General features: G+C 73.3%; 19 protein-coding genes. 16 read left to right on the top strand and 3 right to left on the bottom strand.

All coding sequences use genetic code 11. The features are described from left to right. Window positions 1-244: 244 nt before the first annotated feature. From ACIGZJ_RS34485 to ACIGZJ_RS34440, 10 genes are all read left to right on the top strand, one after another. Window positions 245-2,518 carry a hypothetical protein gene (locus tag ACIGZJ_RS34485; protein WP_396460980.1) on the top strand — a complete coding sequence of 758 codons (2,274 nt, stop codon included), beginning with the start codon at window positions 245-247 and terminating at the stop codon, window positions 2,516-2,518. A gap of 155 nt (window positions 2,519-2,673) precedes the next feature. Beyond that, entirely contained in the window at window positions 2,674-2,910 is a 237-nt protein-coding gene (locus ACIGZJ_RS34480) for a hypothetical protein (protein ID WP_396460979.1), read from the top strand. Between the two features lie 143 nt (window positions 2,911-3,053). After that, window positions 3,054-3,971, top strand: a complete 918-nt coding sequence (locus ACIGZJ_RS34475; RefSeq protein ID WP_396460978.1) for a hypothetical protein — start codon at window positions 3,054-3,056, stop codon at window positions 3,969-3,971. Between the two features lie 49 nt (window positions 3,972-4,020). Next, a complete protein-coding gene (locus tag ACIGZJ_RS34470; RefSeq protein ID WP_396460977.1) occupies window positions 4,021-4,524 on the top strand; it encodes an AAA family ATPase in 504 nt (167 codons plus the stop codon). A gap of 15 nt (window positions 4,525-4,539) precedes the next feature. Further along, window positions 4,540-4,992 (top strand): RRQRL motif-containing zinc-binding protein, encoded by a 453-nt coding sequence (locus tag ACIGZJ_RS34465; protein WP_396460976.1) that lies wholly within the window; start codon window positions 4,540-4,542, stop codon window positions 4,990-4,992. Further along, a complete protein-coding gene (locus ACIGZJ_RS34460; RefSeq protein ID WP_396460975.1) occupies window positions 4,989-5,192 on the top strand; it encodes a hypothetical protein in 204 nt (67 codons plus the stop codon). The genes ACIGZJ_RS34465 and ACIGZJ_RS34460 overlap by 4 nt, the downstream gene beginning before the upstream one ends. Window positions 5,193-5,209: 17 nt before the next feature. Next, the gene (locus ACIGZJ_RS34455; protein WP_396460974.1) at window positions 5,210-6,061 is read left to right on the top strand and encodes an ASCH domain-containing protein; all 852 of its coding nucleotides are present in this window, start codon (window positions 5,210-5,212) and stop codon (window positions 6,059-6,061) included. Window positions 6,062-6,395: 334 nt separating this feature from the next. Continuing rightward, window positions 6,396-7,142, top strand: coding sequence for a ParA family protein (locus ACIGZJ_RS34450; protein ID WP_396460973.1), 747 nt, complete (start codon window positions 6,396-6,398; stop codon window positions 7,140-7,142). Then, a complete protein-coding gene (locus tag ACIGZJ_RS34445) occupies window positions 7,139-8,218 on the top strand; it encodes a ParB/RepB/Spo0J family partition protein (protein WP_396460972.1) in 1,080 nt (359 codons plus the stop codon). Before ACIGZJ_RS34450 ends, ACIGZJ_RS34445 begins: the two co-directional genes overlap by 4 nt. A gap of 258 nt (window positions 8,219-8,476) precedes the next feature. Further along, entirely contained in the window at window positions 8,477-8,737 is a 261-nt protein-coding gene (locus tag ACIGZJ_RS34440; RefSeq protein WP_396460971.1) for a hypothetical protein, read from the top strand. 10 nt (window positions 8,738-8,747) lie between these two features. Here the strand turns inward: ACIGZJ_RS34440 and ACIGZJ_RS34435 are convergent, their stop codons facing one another. Then, a complete protein-coding gene (locus tag ACIGZJ_RS34435; protein ID WP_396460970.1) occupies window positions 8,748-10,232 on the bottom strand; it encodes a hypothetical protein in 1,485 nt (494 codons plus the stop codon). A 184-nt stretch (window positions 10,233-10,416) separates the two neighbouring features. Between ACIGZJ_RS34435 and ACIGZJ_RS34430 the strand changes: the two genes are divergently transcribed. From ACIGZJ_RS34430 to ACIGZJ_RS34410, 5 genes are all read left to right on the top strand, one after another. Next, window positions 10,417-11,625 (top strand): type IV toxin-antitoxin system AbiEi family antitoxin domain-containing protein, encoded by a 1,209-nt coding sequence (locus ACIGZJ_RS34430; protein WP_396460969.1) that lies wholly within the window; start codon window positions 10,417-10,419, stop codon window positions 11,623-11,625. A 94-nt stretch (window positions 11,626-11,719) separates the two neighbouring features. Continuing rightward, window positions 11,720-12,646 carry a nucleotidyl transferase AbiEii/AbiGii toxin family protein gene (locus tag ACIGZJ_RS34425; protein WP_396460968.1) on the top strand — a complete coding sequence of 309 codons (927 nt, stop codon included), beginning with the start codon at window positions 11,720-11,722 and terminating at the stop codon, window positions 12,644-12,646. Between the two features lie 283 nt (window positions 12,647-12,929). Continuing rightward, window positions 12,930-13,832: a hypothetical protein gene (locus ACIGZJ_RS34420; protein WP_396460967.1), complete on the top strand. Its 903-nt coding sequence runs from the start codon at window positions 12,930-12,932 to the stop codon at window positions 13,830-13,832. A 90-nt stretch (window positions 13,833-13,922) separates the two neighbouring features. After that, window positions 13,923-14,930, top strand: a complete 1,008-nt coding sequence (gene dapF, locus ACIGZJ_RS34415) for a diaminopimelate epimerase (RefSeq protein WP_396460966.1) — start codon at window positions 13,923-13,925, stop codon at window positions 14,928-14,930. A gap of 74 nt (window positions 14,931-15,004) precedes the next feature. Beyond that, a complete protein-coding gene (locus ACIGZJ_RS34410; protein WP_396460965.1) occupies window positions 15,005-16,066 on the top strand; it encodes a fatty acid desaturase in 1,062 nt (353 codons plus the stop codon). Window positions 16,067-16,152: 86 nt separating this feature from the next. On the opposite strand, the gene ACIGZJ_RS34405 is transcribed toward ACIGZJ_RS34410, so the two are convergent. Further along, entirely contained in the window at window positions 16,153-16,524 is a 372-nt protein-coding gene (locus tag ACIGZJ_RS34405; protein WP_396460964.1) for a DUF397 domain-containing protein, read from the bottom strand. Window positions 16,525-16,527: 3 nt separating this feature from the next. After that, window positions 16,528-17,385: a helix-turn-helix domain-containing protein gene (locus ACIGZJ_RS34400; RefSeq protein WP_396460963.1), complete on the bottom strand. Its 858-nt coding sequence runs from the start codon at window positions 17,383-17,385 to the stop codon at window positions 16,528-16,530. A gap of 380 nt (window positions 17,386-17,765) precedes the next feature. On the opposite strand from ACIGZJ_RS34400, the gene dapF (ACIGZJ_RS34395) reads away from it, so the two are divergent. After that, on the top strand, window positions 17,766-18,650 hold the full coding sequence (gene dapF, locus ACIGZJ_RS34395; protein ID WP_396460962.1) for a diaminopimelate epimerase: 885 nt from the start codon (window positions 17,766-17,768) through the stop codon (window positions 18,648-18,650). The last annotated feature ends 59 nt before the right edge of the window (window positions 18,651-18,709 follow it).

Genomic DNA, 18,709 nt, shown 5'->3' with positions numbered 1-18,709 from the left:
GATCCGTGGCCGATCCGTGCCGATCCGTGGTGGACACGGATCAGCCACGGATCGGCACGGATCACGAAACGGATCGTGACCTGTGGAAACAGATCAAACGGATCGGATCCGCGCACCCCCCGGAAACGACCCCGACACCGCCGGTCGGGGCCGCTTCCACACCCTGGCCGCCCACCGCCGCCGGGACCCCGCTCGGCCGCCCAGGCCGCCACACACCGTCACCAGCAGACAGGAGTCCCCGGCCATGACCCCGGCCCGCACCACCGCCCCGCGCCGCGCTCGTGCCGCGAAGAAGCCCACCGCCAAGACCCCCGCCGACGCCTCGGCGAAGACCCCGGTCGAGGTGTCCGAGACCTTCGCGGCCCGGCCGGCCGCCGACCCGGTCCTGGCGGATGCCGCCGACCGCGCCGCCGACGTCCTCGCCCTCGCCGACGACCAGGCGCTCGCCGTCCTGCACCGCGCGGCCGCCACCGCCGGCCGCCAGCTGGCGACCGCCGAGCAGTGGGCGAGCGAAGCCGAGCAGCTGCGCGCGGACGCCGCCGCCGAGGCCGAGACCATCACGCAGCGTGCCGAGCAGACGGTCCGGCGGATTCTCGACCTGGCCACCGACCAGGCCGACCTGATCCTCCAGCACGCCCGGGAACAGCGCGAGGAAGCCGACGCCGACGCCCACGCGGCGGCCGACCGGCTCCTCGAGGAAGCCACCGGCCGGGCCCAGGCGCTGCTGGCCGGCGCCGAACAGCGCGCCGCCGCCGTCCGCACCCAGGCCCAGGCGGAAGCGGGCCGGATCGTCGCCGCCGCCGAGCAGCGCGCCCAGGCCGTCGCGGCCGGTGTCACCGAGGCCGCCGAGGAGCAGGCCGCCAAGCTGCTCGGCGAGGCCGGCCGCGAGGCCGAGCGGACCCGCAGCCGGGCCGCGGCCGACCTCGCCGACGTCCAGGACCAGGTCGACCAGGCCCGCCAGGCGCTGGAGCACACCCGGACCCGGACTGCCGCCGACCGCGCCCGGGGCGAGCAGGAGCTGACCGACGCCCGCGAGCTCGCCGCCACCGTGCAGCGCGACGCCGCATCCGCGGCCGACCGCACCCTCACCGAGGCCGCCACGCAGGCCGCGGCCATCCGCACCCGGGCCGCCGCCACCGCCCGCGACATCCTCACCACCGCCGAGACGCAGGCCGAGGAGCTGCACACCGACGCCGAGGAGCGGGCCGCCCGCCTCACCGAGACCGCCCTCGCCGACGCGGACACCGCCCGGGAGGAGGCCGCCACTGCCGCCGACCAGCTGCGCACCGAGGCCGAGGCCGAGGCGGCGGAGCTCCGCGAGGAGGCCGGGCGCCAGGCCGCCGAGCTGCGCCGACGCGGGCAGGCCGACGCCCAGGAGCTCCAGGCCGAGGCGCAGCAGCAGATCGAGCAGGCCCGGCAGCAGATCGGCGAGCAGCTGCGCCAGGCCGGCTCGGCCCGTGGCAAGGCGGACGCCGACGGCCAGCGCCTGCGCGCCGCCGCCCGGCGGGACGCCGACCAGGTCACCGCGGACGCCCTCGCCGAGCTTGCCGAGACGCAGGAGCAGCTGGCCGCGCTGCGTGCCGAGCAGGCCGAGCTGGAGGCGCGGCGGGCCCGGAAGGAGCGGCGGTGGTGGCGCCGGGTGCTGCGCCGGGCGGCGGCGAGCCGGGCTCACCTGGTGCCGTTCCTGCTGACCCGCACGGTGCTCGGGGCCGGCCTGGCGTACACCTCCTACAAGGAGCACCAGCTGGCGGTGACCGCCGGGATGAACTCCGCGCTGGCGTGGCTGCTGGCGGTGTGTGTGGACGGGTGGGTGGTCGCCGCGACCCGCAGCAAGCTCAAGACGGAGATGCGGATCGCGCTCGCGGTGATGATGCTGTGCCAGATCGCCGCGATCCTGACCGACCTGCACCTGCTCGGCGTCAAGCTGGACGCTCACGGAGTGTGGAAGATCCAGTGGGAGCTGGCGATCCCGCTCGCCATGGTCGTCCCGATCGCCATCTGGCGCGTGCACGAGATCATCGACCACGCCAAGGGCGCTCACGGCGAGCACGGCGTGAGCGCTCCGTCCGTCGACGCGCTCACCGGCACCGGTGGCGGCGCTCACGAGGACCCCACCCCGCGCCCGCCGTACGGCGGACAGCCGCTGCCCACCGCCCACGCCACCCTGCTCCCCGCGCAGGGCGTCTACATCGAGCGCTCACCTGAGCGCGAGATCACCGCAGGTGGCGGGACGAACGGCGCTCACCGCGCACTGCCGGGCGCTCACCCGCAGACCGCCGACGCTCACCCGCCGGTCGCCCTGACCGGGGCCGCGCTCACCTACGCCCGGCGGGCGACCGTCCGCCAGCTCTACACCGCTCTCGACCGCCGTCCGCTCGTCTCCGAGATCCATGCCGCGCTCACCGCCAAGGGTCTGCTCACCGGCGACGAGAAGACCACGCGCTCGACCTGCCAGCGCGTGCGCAGCGACGTGGAGGACGCCGAGCCCGCGCTCAAGCCCGCTGTTCGTTCTGCGTGACCGAGCGCCCAACGCGAGCGGCCTCCGGGATGAAGAAGACACCCCGGAGGCCAAGGCACCCGAGGGTGCCGGCGGGTCGGCCTCGCCGCCGACCCGCCCCCATCCTCCCGCACCGCGAACCACCCACCGAACCCGATCCCGGAAGAGGACTGCCCTTGTTCGCCATCGACCGCGACGCCCGCATCGCCGCCCTGCGCACGACGCACCACGAGCGCGGCCAGACCCTCGCCACCATGCCCAAGGGCTCCCGCTCCCGCGCCCGCCTGCTCGCCGAGTGCGAGGACATCAGCGACGAGATCGACCGTCTCACGCGGTGCATCGACATCCCGCGCTCCGTCGCCCTGGCCGTACCCGTGCTGCTCGCCGTCCTGGTCCTCGCGCTCATCAGCTGACCCGGCCGTCGGCCTCGCCCCCGGACCACACCGCCCGCCCGGCACCCAGCCCGGCGGGCGGCGCGCATCGGGGGACGGGACCGGCCGCCGGTGACCACTGTCTGCCCGACCCGCCGAACCCGCCCGCTGGAACGGAGATCCGCATGCCCGCTCTGCCCGCCATCACCTTCAACCGCTTCCCCACCTCGCCGCTGGCGCTGCGCACCAACGACCCCGCCGACCAGGCCCGCCGCCGCGCGTTCTCCTGCCGGATGGCCCAGGCCGCCACCGCCGCCCGCGACCACCTCGCCGACCTCCTGGCCACCACCACCGGCACCGAGGAGCGCGTCGCCGCGCTCGCCGCCGTCCACACCTCCGTCACCGACTGGCGCTACCAGGCCGCCGCCCGCGCCACCGGCCGCGTCGGACGAGGCATCGCCTACAACCCGGACCGCTTCCGCACCCCCATCGCCGCAGCCGGCACCAACTACGACCGCCTCGGCCCGGTCGGCCGACTGCGCGACGGCTCCACCTGGCACCCGGCCACCCACACCTACCGCGGCGGCGACGACACCCCCGCCTCCCGCGCCATGGCCCACTACGGCCTCGCGGCCCTGCGTCGCTTCGCCCGCGAAGCCCCCAGCGCCGACATCCTGCAGAACCGCGCGGTCCTGCCCGACGGCCGCACCATCGCCGGCAACCAGCTCCTCCGCGGCCAGGCCGCCCGCCAGGCCGGCGCCGAACTCACCGCCCGCATCGCCGCCCGCGGCCTCGACACCGCCCACGTCGAAACCGGCGGCCACCCCCTCTACACCGCCACCCCCGCCCCGGCCGACGCCGCCCTGCTGCGCGACGAGGCCTTGTGCATCCTGGCAGGCCCCGGCCTCACTCCCCAGCTCTTCCTGACGGCCCGCTACCTCCTCTTCCAGGCCCCGGTCATGAAGAAGGGGTCCGACGCCGTCACCCGGGTCTTCACCGCCGCCGTCGCTGACCTCCTTTTCGGCACCGACGCCCCGGCCCTGCCCGCCGACATCGACCTGCGCTGCTACGTCCTCGGCCAACAGGCCGCCACCCGCCCCTGACCACCGGCGACACAGCCCCCCACACCCACCACCGAGAGGACCCGCCCTCGTGAACCTCACCTTTGAACCGGGCTCGCTCGTCGTCCTGGTCGGCGGAAGCGGCGCCGGCAAGACCGCCTTCGCCACGCGCTACTGGCCGACGACCTGGCGGCTCAGCCTGGACGACTACCGCGAGATGGCCACCGACTCGGCGGCCGACCAGAGCGCCACCCCGGTCGCCGACCAGGTCCAGACGCTGCTGCTGGACGCCCGGCTCTCGCGCAATCTCGCCACCGTGGTCGACAGCACGGCCCTCCAGCCTCACGTCAGGGCCGGCCTTCTCGCCCGCGCCCGCTACTGGCAGCGCCCCTGTGTCGCGGTGCTGTTCGACGTCCCGCTGGAGCGCCGCCGGACGCAGAACGCCGCCCGGGAGCGGGTCGTACCCGACCACGTCCTGCTCGACCAGGAGCACCTGGTCCCCACCGCCGAGCAGCTGCTCGGCGAGGGCTTCGCCCGGGTCGAGACCGTCACCGCCATCAGCCCGGCCTACCTCGAACCGGCTCACGCCCGCTGACCCCGGAGGAGACCCGTGCGCGCATCCGACCTCGACCCGACCGGCGAGCACCACGGCGGCCTGCCCACCTACCCCTGGCGCTGGGCCCCCTCCCCGGACCTGATGACCCGCCGACAGCTGCGCGCCGTCGGCCTCCGGATCGGCGGCCAGGAACCGGCCGCGCAGGTGGTCTGCCGAGGCGGCCGCTTCGGGTACCTGTACCACCGCTCCCTGGCCCTGCCCGTGCGGCCGATGACCCCGGCCCGCTGGCAGGCCCACCAGCGCATGATGCTCGCCCGCCGCACCTGCCCGCTGTGCCGCGCCGTCGGAGAGCACTGCATCCCGACGTCGCTCGGCTGCTGCCTGGAGTGCGCCGACGGCCTCGCCCTGGCCGAGCTCGAACAGCTCCTGGCCCTCGCCCGCGCCGCCGTCCCGGCCCGGCCCGCCCACCTCGGCGGGCCGGGCCCCGCTTCCCGGAGGCCCCGATGACGCGCGCCGCACCCGGCCCGCACCCGCACCCGCTCACCCCGGCGCAGCTACCGCCCGGCACCGACTGGTGGAGCTCCTGCCCCGACTGCCGCACCCCGATCCAGGGCGGCCCGCTCGGACTGCGCGCCCACCGCCGCACCGCCCACCGCCCCGACCCGACCGACCGCCGACCGACCATCACCATCCGACTCGACCGCTGAGGAGAACCCACCCGCGCATGACCGTCATCACCCTCACCCCCGACTCCCCCGCCAGCCACGCCGTGGGCGTGGACTACGACCTCACGCTCGTACGCCATGACCAGGGATGGCAGGACGGCCGCATCTACGGCGAACCCATCCCCGGCGCCCTCGAAGCGCTGCGCACCCTCCAGGCCCGACGATCCGTTTTCGTCGTCACCGCCCGCAGCCGCAACCACCACCCCGCCATCGCCGCCTGGCTGGTCCGCCACGGCTTCGACGCCGTCGTCGACAACGACCCCGACCGCGCCTACTGGCTCGGCCAGCAGATTCTCGTGACGAACAAAAAGCTGGGCGCGGCGCTCTACATCGACGACCGCGCCCTCGCCTTCACCGGCGACTGGGACACCGCCCTCCCCGAGGCACTGCGCCGCATCGGCGAGCCCCCGGACCCACCGGCCCCTGACACCGTCGCTCCGGCCTTGACGATCCGCCAGCCCTGGCTGGCCGCGATCCTCGCCGGAGACAAGCGCGTCGAGAACCGGTCCTGGCCGACGAAACACCGCGGCCCGGTCGTGCTGCACGCCGCCCGCGCCCTCGCCCGCGACGGCCAGGCCGACCCGCTTGTGCGGGCCGCCCTCGCCCGCCCCGGCGCCCCGGCGCTGACGACCGGCGCCATCGTCGCAACCGCCAGCATCACCGACTGCCACCGCGATACCGGCTGCTGCCGCCCCTGGGGCCTGCCCGGCCTGTGGCACTGGACCCTCACCGACGTCCGGGCCCTCGCCGACCCCATCCCCGCCGCCGGCCGCCTCGGCCTCTGGCGCCTCGACCCCGGCCAGCACGCACTGCTCCACCGCCACCAGGCCGGGGCGCTCGCCCGCCACTGACCCACCCGCCCCGAAGAACGCCGAAGGCCCGCACCCCCAAATTCGGGGGTGCGGGCCTTCGGCGCGTTCAGGCTCCAGGCAACTGGATGGAGTTCGTTCGATCCATTTTCGATCGTGAGGGTTGGTGTGGTGGGTTCCGGGAGTTTTACGGCCGTAAAACTCCCAGGACTCGCATGTCTCGCGGGCGCCGCCCCGGTCGGGGCGGGGAGCCAGTTTTACGGCCGTAAAACTCCGAAGCCTCGCACGCCGTGCGGGTACCGCTCTGATCATCTGAGAGGATGCTTCCCATCCATCCGAAGTACCGGGTTTCCGGGAAGTAGTCGGAGAGCAGTTCATGCCCTACATCACTGTGCTCTTGAACCGTAAGGGCGGGGTCGGCAAGTCCCTCCTGTCGGTCAACCTCGCCGCGGTCTACGCCGAGATCCTCGGCTGCGACCCCGAGTCCTCAGACGGCCCGTCCGTTGCGGTCGTCTCAATAGACCCACAGGGCACCAGCATCGAGCATGCTGAGAAGGTCCGGAAGGCCGGCCGACCCGTCCCGTTCCGGGTGGTCGACGCCAGCCAGAGCATCGACAAGCTGCGCCGGCTGCGCAGCGCCAAGGCCGACATCATCATCGTCGACACCCCCGGCTTCATGCCGCTGAGGGCCGAAGACGACGACGAGTCCATCGACCCGCTCGGCGACGGAACCACCGGTGACGCGCTGCGAGCGGTCCTCGACGTCGCCGACGACGTCATCGTCCCCCTGGAAGCGGAAGGCTCCGCGTTCACCCCGACCAGGGTCACCGTGGAGCGGGTTCTGATCCCCCGCCAGATCCCCTACGGCGTCGTCGTCAACAACTGGGACCCCCGCGACGGCGTCGCGGACCGCGATCGCACCATCAGCCTCGTTCAGAGCAGGGGCTGGGAGCTCTACCATGCCACCGTCCGCCACTACAAGCCGCACACCCGCGGCATCACCAACGGACGGGTCTGCACCCAGTACGAGTCCAACCACATCGCCACCAAGGCCAAGCAGGACTTCGTCTCCCTGGCCCTGGAGCACCAGCTCCGCCGCCAGAAGTACACGGCGGGCCGATGATGACCAAGCACGACGAGTTCGACGACTTCTTCGGCGATGACGAAGACACCCCAGTCGCCGACACCCGGGCGGCCGGCCGCCTGCTCCGCGTTCCCCTCAACCGGCTCGCCCCCAACGACGTCAACCCGCGCACCGACTTCGGTACCGAAGCCGAGTTGCTCGACCTCGGCAAGAGCCTGCACCGCCGCCAGATCCAGGCCTGTCCCGCCGTCAGCCGCAGTGCCTACCTGAAACTGTGGCCCGACCACGCGGAGCAGATCGGCGACGTCGACTACGTCCTCGTCGCCGGTGAGCGTCGGTACCGTGGCGCGGACGCCGCCGGCAACCCCAACCTGGACTGCGTCGTGGACGACGGCCTGGCCAAGGACCGCAAGACGTTCGTGGAGGCAGTGGTCTCCGAGAACGTCGACCGGCAGAACTTCGACCCCGTCGAAGAGGCGTACGCCGTACAAGCCCTCGTCACCGAGTTCGGCTCCAACCGCGCCGTCGCCCAGCACTTCGAGCGGGTCGACGGATGGGTCACCCAGCGCATCCTCCTCACCCACCTGGCTCCGGAGGTCCAGGAGCTCGTGCGGAAGAAGGCCATGCCTCTCGAGGCCGCCCGGTCGCTGGGCAAGCTGGCCCGGGACAACCAGTGGGACCCCGCGAAGCAACTGGCGTGGTGGCAGGACGAGCAGGAGCAGAGGGCGGCAGCATCTGCCGAGCGGTCGGCTGCCAAGAAGGCTGCCAAGAAGGCCGCCGTTTCCGCCCCGCTGACAGGAGAGTCGGCTGCCGGTCCTGACCAGCCCGGGGCAGACCCGTTTTACGGCCGTAAAACGGACCAGGCCAACCCAGCGCCGGCGGAACCCGCTCCCACGGAGCAAGACGCCCCTGCCAGCGCAGGGCAGTCGAGCGCACCAGCCGTTCCTGGACAGGCCAGCCCAGCCGAAACGACAAGGGAACAGCAGCCCAAGCCGTTCCCCTACGAGGACGGTGCCGCCGCAGCGCGCTACCTGATCCACACGATGCCGACTGACGAGTTCGACAAGATGCTGGACCTGCTCAACAAGCACAGCGAGGCTGTGCCTGTCGGTTGACCACGTGGTCCGAGCGACTCGTTGGAAGCGGCGGCGGCCTACCCCTGTTGGTGGGCCGCCGCCGCGCGCATTGTGCCGAGCTGTAGCTCACCCCGGACCCGCTCAGGTGAGGGGAGCGGCACAGCGTCGTGGAAGAAGGCGGTCCAGGCCGAGGCTGCCACGGCGGCACGCTCTGTGGTGACTGACGCTCAACACCCACGGGCACGCTCCCCGCAGGCCCAGCAGCACGAGGAGGACCCGGCGGGGGCGAAGGAAGCCGTGCAGCAGATCGTGAAAGTCCTGCTCGGCCAGGACTCCCACCACGACCTGTCCTACGACCTGCGCCGGGCCGTCGGGACGGCCCGCGACCGGATCGAGGAGAACGGCGACAAGGGCCGGCGCCTGCCGCCGGACTCCCGCTTCCTCCACCTGCGCGACGTCACCTATCGGGACGGCCGGTCCACCCACACCCTGCCGACCTGGCGCGGCCCGGTCGCCGCGGTCAGCGGATGGACCCTTGGCGAGCCCGAGAAGAGCTGAGATTCGCCGGTCACGGGCGCAGCCCGAGGAAGGTCCGCCACCGCTCCCGCAGGCCTTGGCGGGGCAGGTCGGTATGCGGCTGCGGGCCGATAGCCGGCGGATGCGTCGGAGGCGGTGGCAGAGTGGCGGGCGGGCCGGGCGGGCCGGGCGGGCCGGGCGGGCCGGGCGGGCCGGGCGGTTTGGGCGGTGCGACCGGCCGGGCCGGAGTGATGGGTGGCTCGGCCGAGGCGAGCAGGTACACGGAGTCCTTCATCGGCTGCTTGACGTCCGGGGCGCCGGACGGCTCGGACGCCTCCACGCGCCGCTGCTCCTGGCTGTCCGGATCGGCCGCCCGCTGCCCGCCCGGGCCGGGATTGTCGTCCTGGTCAGCCAGGGCGGGCGAGGGCGGGGCGTCGGCGGGCGCCCGCGGCTGCGGCGGGGCGGGAGCGGTCGTCGGTGCCGGGTCCGCCTCGGGTTCGGGCACGGGTGCGGCCAGGAGGGCCGGGGTGGGTTCCCGCTCAGGGTCGGGCACCGAGGGCAGGACAGGCTGGTGGCGTTCGCGGTAGAGCGTGGCGGCCTGGTTGCGGCGGTAGCTCCACCGCCCGCCCTGGGACTGCTCCAGAGCAAGCATCAGGTCGTTCGCGGCGGACAGCGTGAACACCCCGCGGCTGCGGGTGAGCTCCTCGAAGGCGACCGGCGCCAGACCCCACCGCGAGGCGTCCACGGCGGGCACCGGACGGCTGATCCGCCAGTCCCGGCGGAAGTCGCGCCTCCAGTCGGGGAAGTCCCAGTCCTCTGCGGCCCGCTGCTCGTGTTCGAAATCGTGCACGCCGTACGGGACCAGGACCTGCTGGCCGTCCAGGAAGTAGACCCGGCCGCCGCCGGCGATGACGGCCAGCTGCTGCCCGGTCGGCGCGATGCTCGCGTGCCGGGTCTTCGGCCGACCGCGCGGCGCTACGGGCAGGTCGGCCAGCCGGGCCGCGTGGAGCGCGTCGCCCGCCCAGAACCAGACGTGCCGCGCGCCGGCGCCGTACCGGGCCCGCACCGTGCGGATCCGCTCCTCCACCTCCACCACACCCACCGGCCGCCGGGGCCGCTCCACCACCACGACGTCCCTGCCGCCCTGGCCGCTGCACACGACGACCGCCGGCGGCAGCACGCCCGCCGGGCCCTCCGCGCCGCCGTCCAGGCCGACCGGAACCTCCAGCACGCAGTGCATCCCCGGCCAGGCCCGGGCGATCCGCCGCTGGAACTCGATGACGACCCGGTCGTCCAGCTCCAGCTGCTCCCGCACCGCCGGTGAGGCGGAGCACTCCGTCCCGGCCTTGTGCGAGAAGTGCGGCGAGTTCACGGCCCCGGGCCGGGCGCTGCGCAGGATCAGGCTCTCCCGGCAGGCCCGGCACACGTACCGGTTCCCGGCCAGGCCAGGCTCCAGCCCGGCGACGCCCTGCGAGAGGTCGACCCACCGCTTCGCCACCCGGTCGTACACCCACGGGGCCGACGTCTCATCACCCATGCTCGTGATCATGCCGGGTTCGGAGCCGGATGTCCGGAGTTTCGGGGACCCGACCCGCGCCGACGAACCGGTTCCGAGGCAGCCGACGTCCAGAGTCCCGACTTGTGCGATGAGAACCATTGCCCGCAGCGTTTGTTACCTCCTGGGCGTAACGAACGCTGCTCAGGCGTGTAAGTATTGATGTATGGAGCGGGCTGAGCAGATGGTCATCGTCGGCGGCATCGCCGCTGACCAATGGGGCCTGGTCACAGCGAAGCAGGTCGCGGAACAAGGCGTGAACGGTGTGCGGCTCAAGCGCCTCACCGACGCCGGCCTGCTGGAACACGTCAGCCGCGGGGTCTACCTGGTGCCGGGCGCGGGCTACCCCCAGCACCTGGAGATCAAAGCCGCCTGGCTGCGCCTGGCTCCAGCCAAGGCGGCCTGGCAGCGCGAGTCCACCGACCCGGACTCCGGAGTGGTCTCCCACACCTCCGCGTGCCTTCTCCATGATCTCGGCGACATCCCGGCCGGCGACGTGGAGATCACGGTCCCAAGGCGCCGTGTCTCCCGGGACCCGGACGTCCGGCTGCGGATCGGCGCCCTCGAACCGGCCGACATCACCCTGATCGACGGCCTGCCGGTCACCACGGCCGAGCGCACCATCGTCGACCTGCTGCGCTCGCGCGCGGATGCCGGCCACATCGGCGGCGTCATCGCCGACGCCGAGCACCGCGACCTCATCGCGCTCGACGCGCTCGCCGACCGGGTGCAGGCCTTCGCGAAGTCCTACGGCGTATCCCCGACGGCCGACGGCCGCGTACTGATCGACCACCTGGTCGCCCAGGGCGGCGCACGGCTGCGCGCCGACGACGTCAGAGACGTGGCCCTGGCGGCGTATGGCAACGGAGCCGCGGACATGGTGAGAGGTTTCGCCATCGACACGTCCGCGCTGCAACTGGTCATCGCCGGTCTTCCGCTTCAGCTGCCCACCATCCTCACCCCAGAGCTGCGTGAGGTTCTCCGAGCGATCGCTGCCCCGGCGGACGCGGCACTTCTCGAGAGCTTTCGTGCCGCGCTCGCACCGCTCACCGCCGAGACCAACGGTCACCTGAAGGACGCCGTCGACCGGATGGCGACGCCGATGGCCGAGGTTCTGCGTGAGAATCTGCGCCACCTGGACGTGCCCTCGGCGGCGTCCATGCGGCAGATGCTCGGGCCCCTGGCGGGCCTCGAGGAGACAGGCCGGCAAAGTCCCCGGCACGCGCTATCGGCGATACCCGCCGCGGACGGACCACGTTCTTCGCCGGCGCTTCCGTCGGCCGCTGCCGCTGCCGATGTCGAGGAAGCCGAAGCCGAAGATGCAGTGGACCGGCCGACCGGCGCCCGGGGCGAACCGCCGGTTGTCGGTCCGTAGCTCCGCGCGGCGGCGGGGCCCGTCCTCGTAGTCCGCGAGGGCGGGTCAGGTCTTGCCCCTAGGCTCTCCGAAGGACCGATCAACGGAGCAGCGAGTGGGCAAGACGTACGACACCCCCGGGGCCTTCCGGACAGCCCTGAACCAGGCCGCCCGCAAGGCGGCGAAGGAACACGGGCTGAACATCGCGGAGCTGATGGCGGTCTTCTACTTCAGCCGCCTGGCCGCGCGGGTCTTCACCCACGATCCGCACGGATGGCTGATCAAGGGCGGCCAGGCCCTGCTGGTCCGCTACGCCGGATCGGCCCGCCTCAGCCGCGACCTCGACCTCCAGTCGACGTCGGCCGACCTTCCGGTCGAGGCCGCGCTCGAGGCGCTCGTCGCGGCCGCCGGCCACCAGCTGGAGGACCACCTGCGGTTCGTGGCCCGGCCCGCCAGGCTGCACGCCGATCCCACCAAGGGGGCCGAGCAGCCCTTCGACGTCTACCTGGGTTCCACGAAGGTCCACAGCGTGAAGGTCGACGTCGTCGTCGGGCGCACCGTCATCGGGACACCCGAACTGCGGGCCCTGGCGCCCATCGTCGGGCTGGAGTGGCCGGTGGAGTGGCCGCAGGCCATGCTCTACCCCGTCGTCGACCACGTCGTGGACAAGATCTGCGCCATGTACGAGGAGCACCCCAACGGTCCCTCCGGCCGCTACCGCGACCTCGCGGACCTGCTCCTGATGAGCCAGCAGGAGAGCCTCGACGGCCGCACCGCCCACGACGCCCTTCGACGCGAGGCCGCCCGCCGGACGGCCAGGGGGTCGAAGGTGAACCTTCCCGTGACCTTCGCCCTGCCGGACGCCACCTGGAATGCCGGCTACCCGGGGGCGGCGGCGCTGGTCATCGGCCTCAAGGGCTGCGGCGACATACCCGCCGCCACCTTGGCCGCCCAGGCCTTCATGGACCCGCTGCTCGCCGACGGACCGCTGCACGCGACGTGGGACCCGGCCGTCGCGGCGTGGCAGCCGCACGACGGGTAGTCGGGCCGTCCGGCCGTCCGGTTCGTTGGCGATGCCGGGGTCCCGGCCGCGGCGAACGCGCCGACCGGCCGGGACCGGCTGTTGGCACCCGAACGCGGGTCGGCGACGGCGGCCACCGGCCCGGCGCGAGCCCAAGCCTACGCATGAGCGTCCCCCGGCCGAACCGGGTGCGGTCGTCCTGTGAGGAAGCGGTCACAGAAGTAGCTGTGCGCCCTTGTCGGGCGAGGCCGGTGTCCGGGATCATTCGGGGGTTGAGGGGTTACACGAGGGGGATTTCGCGCACATGGCCGCACCACGCCGGGACACGACCACCAGGATCGCCGACCTGCTGTCCTCTCCGCTTCTGAACGGGGTGATCGGCGTTGTCGGCCTGGCGACGCCGATCATCGGCTGGGTGAGCAGCGCGGTGAGCCTGGAAGCCGTCCTGGTGGTGGAGACGGTGCTGGTGCTGCTGCTGGTGGCGAACCACATCTGGATGCGGCAGGTCTACATCCACCTGCGGCGTGCCAACAACCGGTCCATGGCGGACGCCCGCTACTTTGACCTGGTGCGCAGCCAGTTGGAGCAGGAGCTCATCGCGGACTTCGGGGAGATCGCGGACGGTCACCTGCAGGTGTACGCCTCGGAGGTCCCCCGGCTGTCGGTGCTGCTGCTCCAATCGCTGATCGACTCCGGTACCGAGCCGAAGCGGGTGCTGGCGGCGGACCTGACGACGAACCCGAACCTGCTGACCCAGCGCCGGGAGTACCTGGCGGTCAACCGTCGGCTCATTGAGGCGGGCGGGACGATTCAGCGCCTGTTCATCGCCTTCGCCGCAGACCTCGTCCGCGAGGACTACGCGCGCCCGCTGCTGCAGCTCGTCGACCACCACCGCTCGCTCGGCGTCACGTGCGGCATCGCGGTGCGCGAGCGGCTGCGCGCGGACCAGGCGATCGACTTCGTCGTGGTCTCCCGGGCCGCGGTGCTCGTGGAGGAGGACCAGGGCGACGCCGACTACACCCGCGGCCGCTCGTCGGTGTACTTCAAGCAGGTGGACCGCTGGACGGGGCGCTTCGAGTCGGTCTGGGGCCACGGCGCGAACGCGGCGCCCTTCGCCCTGCAGTCCTACGAGAGCGCGGCCCGGCCGATGCTCGACGCCGGCACCTGGGACACGGGGCGGGCGGCGGAAGCCGTCGACAAGCTCTGATCTCCGCCGCCCGATGCCGGTGATCACCGGCTCGGTACGATTGGCGCACCAGCCGGCTGGCAGGCGCCGGTGCGAGGCGGAGAGCGGTTCATGTCCCATCTTTCGATTGCCAAGACCCACGGCTCGCGCAACGACATCTTCGTGGTCGACGGCACCCCCGGAGACCACTTCTCCTCCGCCGACCTGACCCGGGCCGTGACCAAGCTGTGCGACCGCAAGAGCGGCCTGGGCTCGGACGGGGTCTACTTCGTCGCCGACCACGGCAACGGCACTGCGGACGCCTGGTTCTTCAACCCCGACGGCTCCGCGGCGCTGCTGTGCGGCAACGGGATGCGCTGCGCGGGCCGGCTGCTCCTGGACCGCCACAACGCCGACAGCTACACGGTCAACACCGGTCCGTACTCCTTCACCATCCGCAGCGCGGACTTCACCCCGCAGGGTGTGCGGCAGGTCTCGGTCGAGCTGCCGCCGGCGGACTTCCTGCCGCGCGAGGCGATCGTCGCCGGTGTGGCCGCGCCGTTCATCGGCAAGGGCCTGCCCGCCTTCCACCCGTCGCTGGCCGTGTCCGCGGTGGCCATGCCCAACTCGCACCTGGTCAGCGTCGTCGGCTCCTACGACGAGGCCGACCTCATCGCGACCGGCACCCGCGTAGCCGAGACCTCCGATGTGTTCCCTATCGGCGCGAACGTCTCCTTCGTCCTGCCGGCCGGTGGCGACGGTGGCGACGAGGTGTTCGTCCGCACCTTCGAGCGGGGCGCGGGCCTGACCCCCTCGTGCGGCTCCGGGAACTCGGCCTCCCGCGCGGTCCTGTCCCAGCTGGGTCTCGCCGACCCCGGCCAGCGCGTCGTCATCCGCAACGCCGGCGGCCCGGCGCGCAGCTGGCTGCAGGAGCGCGACGGCCAGTGGCAGCCCGTCCTGGAGGGCAACGCCACCATCGTCTACCGCATGGAGCTCGACGCGGCCGCCCTGCTGGGCGACGGACCGCTCGACACGGTCGGCGGCCAGGTGTACACCGCGGAAATCGAAGCCTTCGACCTCCTGTACAAGGACAATCTGAAGGCACTGCAGGAAGCCGGAGTCAGCCCGGCCCAGATCTAGCCGGTCCCGTCCCGGGACCTCCGCGGCCGCAGGCCCGCGGCCGGATACGGGCCTGCGGCTGGAGGGGATGGGACATGGGCACGTACTTACTGGTCGTCGCCGCCGCGATCGCGGTGCGGCAGGTGGACCGCTGGTGGTTCAGCCCCCGGCGCGGCGCAGCGCCGGCCACGACGCGGCGGGACCTGGCGCTGCTGCAGCGCTCCCGGGCCAACGATCTGACGCCGGTGCTGCTGATGGCCGGGCACTGGGCCGAGCTGGCCGGCTGGTGGGGGGTGGCCGCGTACGGCGGCGCGGCCGGCGCGGCCGTGGCGGCGTGCGCGGTGGCGGTGAAGTTCCGCCACCTCCAGGAGGTCAGCCACTTCGCCGTCCACGGCGTCCTGACCCGATCCCCGCGCGTGGGCACGGCACTGGCCGAGGCGCTGGTCCACATGCCGATGGGCCTGGTCCCGGTGGCCGTACGCCGCGAGCGGCACGTACGCCTCCACCACCCGAACGCGACGATTCCCGGAGCGGACCCCAACCTGGCCGACCTCGAGGAGGCCGGGCTGGTCCCGGGCGTCGGACCCTGGCGCTTCGCCCGCGGCCTCCTGCACCCGCTCACCCCGGCAGGCATCGCGGGCACATGCCGATCCCTGGCCGCAGGCCTCTCGCCCCGCACCGGCCCGTGGCGCCTGCCGGCCTTCGCCGCGGCGGCGGGCGCGGCCTACGCTGTCGGCGGCTGGCGGGCACTGCTGCTCGCCTACGTCCTGCCGCGCCTGCTGCTCTATCCGCAGCTCGCCTGGATGTCGCTGATCGTCGAGCACCGCTGGTTCGACGCCGAACCCGCCGCCGGCACCCCCGCCGAGGTGGAGGCCGGCCGCTGCCTTCGCCTGTACCCGACCGGCCCCGCGCTCGCGCTGCTCGCCCGCGGTACCTGGCTGCCGTACGGCGACCTGTTCCACTACGTGCACTCCGTGCACCCCGCCGTCCGGTGGAACTACCTGTCGGCGCTGGAGCGCGCCATCGGGATGCCCCACTACACCCCGGCCGGGTTGCTGGCAGGCCCGTCCGCGGTGGTCGGCCACCACCGGCGCTCCCTGGGCGCCGGCGTCCGGGCCGGGTCCCCGGCGGCCGGGCGCGGGGCGGCGGCACTATGACGGCCTCCTGTGCCGACCCATGACGTCGCCCCCGGCCTTCTGGCCGGGGGCGATTGCTGTGTCCGTGTGTGCCGGGCGCCGGGTACTCAGGCGCAGGCGAGTTCCGGTTCCAGGTTGCGCACGCCGTCGAGGAAGCAGTCCCACTCGTGGGCGGTGTAGGAGTGCGGCGGCGTTCGGTGGGCGAGGTCGTGCAGGGTCACGGCGCCGTCGGAGGCGACGTCGACCCGTATCCGGTCGGTCGTGACGGGGGCGGCGCCGACCTGGCGCAGCCGGGCGGTGAACTCGCGCCACGCGCTGCGCGGGTGCAGGTGCGGTGCCAGGGAGCGGTCCTTGCTGTCGCGGACGGCGACCAGGTCCCCGAGGTCCGCGACCTCCACGCAGCCGCCGGTGGCCGAGCTGGCGCGGGCGGTGTGCCAGCGGGCGTGGTCGGTGCCGGGCACGGGGCGCTGGACGGGCATGGCTCAGGTCTCCTCGATGGCTCGGGTGATCAGGCGCAGGGACTCCTCGGGGCCCAGGGCCTTGGCGCGCACGCGCTGGTAGATGCCGTCGAGCTGCTCGACGTCGCGGTCCTTGTGGAGGAGGAGGTTGCCGGCCGGGGAGTCGACGTAGACGACCGGGGGCTGGTCGCCGACGTCGAACAGGGAGAACGCGCCGGACAGCCCGGCGTGGGCGCCCCGCTCGTACGGGACGACGAGCACCGTGACGTTGGGCAGCGCCGCGGTGCGGGTGACGGCGGCGAGCTGGTCGCGCATGACGGCGGGGCCGCCGACGGGGCGCCGTAGCGCGGCCTCGTCGAGGACGACTTCGAGGTCGAGCGGCTTGGGGGTGCGGTGCAGTACTTCGGGGCGGCGGGTGCGCAGGGCGACCAGGCGCTCGACGGCGCTGGGGCTGTGGACGCCGGCCTCGGTGAGGACGGCGCGGGCGTACTCGGGGGTCTGGAGGAGTCCGTGGACCAGGACGGTCTCCAGCGCCCGTTCTCGGGTGGCCGCGGTCTGCAGTCCGAGGAGGGAGTCCATGCCGCTGGGCATGACGTCCTCGTAGGGCTCCCACCAGGCGGTCTGTTCGGTCTCGGCGAGCAGGTGCAGGAGTTCGTCGACGGTGCCCTGGTCGTGGACGCCGAAGAGGTCGGCCAGGCGGCGCAGCTCGCCGGCCTTCAGGGTGGCGCCGGTGAGCTTGCCGGTCTCCAGGCGGGAGACGCGGGGTTCGGAGCAGTCGAGGAACGCGGCGACCTGGCGCATGGTCATGCCCTTGGCCTTGCGCAGTCGGCGGAGCTCGGCGCCCAGGTGCAGGCGGGAGTCCAGCGGGTTGCTCAGGCTCACTCGGAGGACTCCTCGGAAAGGCTCGTTCTTGCGCGACGCAAGTGCGTGACGCAAGTGTGCCTGACGGATGCTGCGCGGTGCCATGGGGGCCTCCCAGCTGGTGTCCTGCGGCGCGGGGGCGCGCGGCCGACACCGGGTCACGAAATTTCGTGACGCACTTGCGTCGTACTTGCGCGAGGGTCCACTGTAGAGCCCGGCGCCTCACCACGCAGGCGCCCCGCGACGGCTCCCGGCCCGGACCGCAAGGAACCCGGGCACCGCCGCACACAGCACCGAACCCGCCGGCACCCGCCGCACACCAGGAACACCCCCTGGCCCGGCCGGTGCACGCCACCCCGCCCAGGACCCCGCACCCGCCCAGCAGAAAGACCCCACAGCACGTGAGCACCCTGACCTTCGCCAAGGGACACGGCACCAAGAACGACTTCGTCCTCATCGCCGACCCGGACGCCCGGCACGACCTCACCCCCGAGGCCGTCATCGGCCTCTGCGACCGCAGAACCGGCATCGGCGCCGACGGACTACTGCGCGTCGTCCGCTCCGAGGCCCTCCCCGAAGCAGCCGCGATGGCCGCAGACGCCGAGTGGTTCATGGACTACCGCAACCCCGACGGCACCGTCGCGCAGATGTGCGGCAACGGCATCCGCGTCTTCGCCCGCCACCTCGTCGACACCGGCCTCGCGAAGCCCGGCACCATCCCCATCGCCACCCGGGCCGGCGTGCGCCTGGTCCACATCACCGCGGACCCGGACGGCGAGGTCAGCGTCGACATGGGACGCCCCGCACTGCCCGGCCCCGACGGCATCAAGGTCAGCGTCGGCCCGCGAAGCTGGCCGGCCCTGCACGTCGACACCGGCAACCCCCACGCCGTCGTCCTGGTCGACGACCTCGCCCACGCAGGCGACCTGCTCACACCCCCGCTCGTCGACCCGGTCGGCGCCTACCCCCACGGCGTCACCGTCGACTTCGTCGCCGCCCGGGGCCCCGCCCACCTCGCCCTGCGCGTCCACGAACGAGGCGTCGGCGAGACCCGCTCCTGCGGAACCGGCGCCTGCGCCGCCGTCACCGCGGCCCGCCACCACGCACACCACCCGCCCGCCGACCACTACACCGTCGACGTCGCCGGCGGCCGTCTGCGCATCACCGTCCAACCCGGCGGCGCCATGCGGCTGACCGGCCCCGCCGTCCTCGTCGCCCGCGGCACCGCCGACCTCGACCGCATCACCAGGCCCCGCCCCCACCGCACACCACCGCAGCCGTCCTGACCACCGTGCCCCGCGCAGCCACCCCCGGCCGCGCGGGGCACGCGCCCCCTGCGCTCGGC

The sequence above is a fragment of the Kitasatospora sp. NPDC052868 genome (assembly GCF_044547105.1).
Taxonomy (GTDB): Bacteria; Actinomycetota; Actinomycetes; order Streptomycetales; family Streptomycetaceae; genus Kitasatospora.
This window is presented reverse-complemented; position numbering and strand designations above follow the sequence as displayed.